Here is a 4,349-nt window from a genome sequence, read left to right on the forward strand (position 1 = left end):
GATTGTGGTATATACTTTGAGGACTTCAATTCCAATGAGTCTTTTGGAAATCAAGTGATTTTATTTATTGATGAATTCTTTGGTGCCAATACAGCTCAGGACATTTCAAACACACTAAATTGTGGTAACATCATTCAGTACTTAAACTCCACCAATTGTTTTTTTGATAACCATTTAAAACAATACGCTAAAAGCCGGCGCCAGGCTCCCATCTACTGGCCACTTCAAACCCCATCTGGTTCATACACCCTGTGGGTTTATTACCACCGTCTCACCGATCAAACTCTGTATACCTGTGTCAATGACTTTGTGGAGCCGAAACTCAAAACCGTCACGGATGACCTGACTGCTCTTCGCAGTCAAACAACCCGCAGCAGGGCTGAAGAAAAAGAACTGGCAAGGCTGTCAGACCTGGAAGGTGAACTCAAGGATTTTCGCGATGAGCTGTTACGCATTGCCGGATTCTGGAAACCCGACCTGAATGACGGGGTTCAAATTACGGCTGCTCCGCTGTGGAAGCTGTTCCAGCACCGGCAATGGCAGAAAAAACTCAAAGACACCTGGAAAAAACTGGAAAACGGGGAGTATGACTGGGCCCACCTGGCGTGCAGTATCTGGCCGGAACGGGTCCTGCGCAAATGCCATTCAGACAGAAGCCTTGCCATTGCCCATGATGTGGAAAATGATTTCTGGGAAGAGATCGAAGTGCCGGTCATCCGCAGGGGGAAAGACACAGGCAAGACCAAATTGGAATGGCAGCCGAAACCATTGACAGAAAGCCGGTTGCAGGAACTGATTCATCAGAAAAAAGCAGCCATGAGATCCTCTCATTGAGATGGAGACAACAGCGCATGAATACTGAAAAGACAAAAACAAAGAAAAAAGGGATCCCCCGAATCGAATCCCTGAAAGTGGAAAACTTCCGTGCCCTGAAAAATGTGTCCCTTGATAAACTGACACCCATGACAGTTTTGCTGGGACCCAATGGCAGCGGCAAATCAACGGTGTTTGATGTATTCAATTTTCTTTCCGAATGCTTTCAATATGGCCTGCGCCATGCCTGGGATCGCCGGGGCCGGGCAAGGGAATTGAAAAGCCGGGGGGCTGAAGGTCCCATTGTGTTTGAACTCAAATACAGAGAACAGCCGGGCACCCCCATTATCACCTATCACCTGGCCATTGATGAGGGGAAAAAAGGCCCTGAAGTGGTGGAAGAGTGGCTGAAATGGCGGCGGGGCAGCACGGGTCAGCCCTTTCGGTTCATCGAATTCAAGAAAGGGGTGGGAAAAGCCTCCAGCGGGGAGGCCCCTGATGTGGATGATGTCCGCATAGACAGCAACCTGAGATCACCGGATTTAATTGCGGTGAACACCTTGGGACAGTTTTCCGAACACCCCCGGGTGGCGGCCCTCAGAGAATTTATCACGGACTGGTATGTGTCGTATCTGTCCATCGATCAGACCCGGAACCAGCCCGAGGCAGGCCCCCAGGAGCGGTTGAGCAAAAATGGCGACAATCTGCCCAATGTGGTTCAGTTTCTCAAGGAACAACATCCGGACCGGCTGGAAACCATATTTGACATCCTGCGGCAGCGTATTCCCTGCCTGGAACAAGTCTTTGCCGATCCCATGCCGGACGGCCGCCTGCTGTTGCAGATAAAGGATGCGCCCTTTGAAAAACCTGTGCTTGCCAAATTTGCATCAGACGGCACCATGAAGATGCTCGCCTATCTCACGGTATTGTATGATCCGGAACCGCCCCGGTTTATCGGTATCGAGGAGCCGGAAAATTTTCTCCACCCCCGGCTGCTGCCGGAACTGGCAGAAGAATGCCGGGCCGCAGCGCAAAGAAGTCAACTGTTCATCACCACGCACTCGCCTTTTTTGCTCAATGCCATGCGGCCTGAGGAAGTGCGGGTTATCTACCGAGATAATCTTGGTTTTTCCCGGATAGTCAAAGCGTCGGACATCCAGGGGGTTCCGGAGATGACCGAGGCCGGCGGGGCTTTAGGCCATTTATGGATGGAAGGGCATTTCGGCCTGGGCGATCCATTGGTGAACTCCGGGGCACCCGGACCAGGGACCAAAAGGAAAAAATGATGCTGGAAAAGCTGATTGTGTTTGTGGAAGAGCCTTCCATGGAAGCGGCCCTGGAGATCATTTTGCCCAGGATGCTGGCCGGGATCGATTTTCAGATTATTCGGTTTCAGTGCAAACAGGACCTTCTCCTCCAGCTTCCCAGCCGATTGAAGGGCTACAGGGCCTGGCTGCCGGAAAACTGGTCCATCCTGGTGCTGGTGGACCGTGACAGTGATGATTGCCAGAAACTCAAAGCACAGCTGGAAGCCCATGCCGCCGGCGCCGGCCTGATGACCAAAACACAGGCAGGGGCCAGCCACCGGTTTAAAGTCACAAACCGGATCGTCATCGAAGAGCTGGAAGCCTGGTATTTCGGGGACTGGCAGGCCGTGAAAAAAGCCTTTCCCAAAGTACCGGAGACCATCCCTGAAAAAGCCCCCTTTCGAAATCCGGATGCCATCAAAGGCGGTACCTGGGAGGCATTTGAACGCATCCTCAAGCGGGCCGGTTACTTTTCAACGGGTCTGCGCAAAACCGAATGCGCCCGGCAGATTGCCCGGTACATGGACGTGACAAAAAACCGGTCCCACAGTTTCAAGGTGTTTTACCATGCGGTCAACCACATCATGGCAGGGGGCCGGGCATGAGCATTACCTCGTTTATTCAGGATGAGATTCTGTTACCAAGGCTGCAGAAACATCAGGTGTTGGTTGTGTATGACCCGGATGCCCGGTATCGAGACCTGTGCCGGGACATGGCAACGGAAAAACGCACAGTGGTGGATACGGGCGAATCCAGTATCCTGAGCCGGGCTGCGGCCATGGATGCGTTTTTACAACTGGGGCGGCACGAGATCGAACAGTTGCTGGTGTACGTCCCTGCCCCCCGGCCCATGACGGAGGAAGAAAAGCAGAAAGACCCGTTTGCCCTCTACCTAGCCTGCGGTGCGGTGTTTCCGGACGGGGATGGGGACCAGTATCTGAGCATCTGCCTGAAGGCAAAGCCGGATCACCAAACCCAGGTGCGTGCCGTATTTGCACAGGATCCGGATCCCGGGTTTGCCGTGATCGATGCCATTGGCACCGGCCTGAGCTGGCCGAACCTGCGGGCGCTGTTGAATGTGGAATCCACCCGGGATATTTTGTTTGCCCTGTTGAGCCCCAGTGAGATGCAGCAACGAACCCTCAAGGAAAGCAAAACCTGGGCTGCGGAAGCCAAAGCCCTGTTGAGCGATGCCCTGGGCCTTTCCTTGAAGACAAAAGGCAGAACCTGGTCAGCCATTGCCGATGAATTCTGGCGGTACCTGTTGTTCAGTGAGTTTGTGTTTGACCTGCCCGAATCCTTGCCGCCCGCGCTGTGTGACGTGCCCCATGCAGATGCGCCGGCAAAACCGTTGATAGAAGATATCTGCGAGCGGCTCAGAAGCGACACCCGCACCCGCAATACCTATGTCCTGCGGGCAGAAGCCATAGAACAGGAACTGAACCTGGCGGACCACTGCAAACAGATGCATGATTTCGGGATACGCGACACATTTGCCTTTGAAGAGCGAACCTTTCTTTCCCAGGCCATGGATGCGCTGCTTTCAGATGACCTGGACCGGGCCAGGGGAATCATTTCCCGCCACAGCCGCTCTGTCTGGACGGGAAAAGGGGAAAGTCAGATTCAATGGGACCTGCTGCACTCGGCCCTGGCCCTGATGGCCGCCTGCCAGGACAATGACAGGGCTTTGGGGGATCGATCCCTGTCCATGGACAGCCTGATTGACTTTTATGTCACCCAGCTGCGGGAAGTGGACCGCCGGCATCGGGAATTTGAGCAGTCGGTCGGTGATTATGCCTGGCAGGACCCGACAGGCATCATGACCCCTGTCCAGGAAATGGTGCGAAAGCAGTATGGCACCCTGATCGAAAAGGTGCAGTTTGTGTTTACCCGGCATTTCCAGGAAAAGGGCTGGCCCGTGTCCGGCCGATTGTGCAATGCAGATCTGTTTGACAAGCTGATCGCCCCGAAACTGGCGCTTAGCGGCAACAAGGTGGCATTGATCCTGGTGGATGCCCTTCGGTATGAACTGGGGGAGGCGTTGGAAAAACAGCTTTCCGAAGAGGCGAAAACCCAGATCACCCCGGCCCTGGTTCAACTGCCCAGCACCACCCCGGTGGGGATGGCCAGTCTGCTGCCCGGCGCATCCACAGGCTTTCATCTGGTAAAACAGGACACCGGACTGGTGCCATACATTCACGATCTTCCGGCCGGGACCGTTGCCCAGCG

General features: G+C 54.2%; 4 protein-coding genes. All 4 read left to right on the forward strand.

Features of this window, described 5'->3' with window-relative positions; genetic code table 11:
* The coding region (locus tag RBR60_RS16220) for a hypothetical protein (protein WP_320358729.1) at positions 1-834 on the forward strand (834 nt) is incomplete at its 5' end.
* Positions 835-851: 17 nt separating this feature from the next.
* Entirely contained in the window at positions 852-2,099 is a 1,248-nt protein-coding gene (locus tag RBR60_RS16225; protein ID WP_320358731.1) for an AAA family ATPase, read from the forward strand.
* A complete protein-coding gene (locus RBR60_RS16230; RefSeq protein WP_320358733.1) occupies positions 2,099-2,725 on the forward strand; it encodes a DUF4276 family protein in 627 nt (208 codons plus the stop codon). The genes RBR60_RS16225 and RBR60_RS16230 overlap by 1 nt, the downstream gene beginning before the upstream one ends.
* Positions 2,722-4,349: PglZ domain-containing protein (locus RBR60_RS16235; protein ID WP_320358736.1), on the forward strand; the 1,628-nt coding region annotated here is incomplete at its 3' end. The genes RBR60_RS16230 and RBR60_RS16235, both read left to right, overlap by 4 nt.

This window comes from Desulfobotulus sp., assembly GCF_034006065.1.
Lineage (GTDB): Bacteria > Desulfobacterota > Desulfobacteria > Desulfobacterales > ASO4-4 > Desulfobotulus.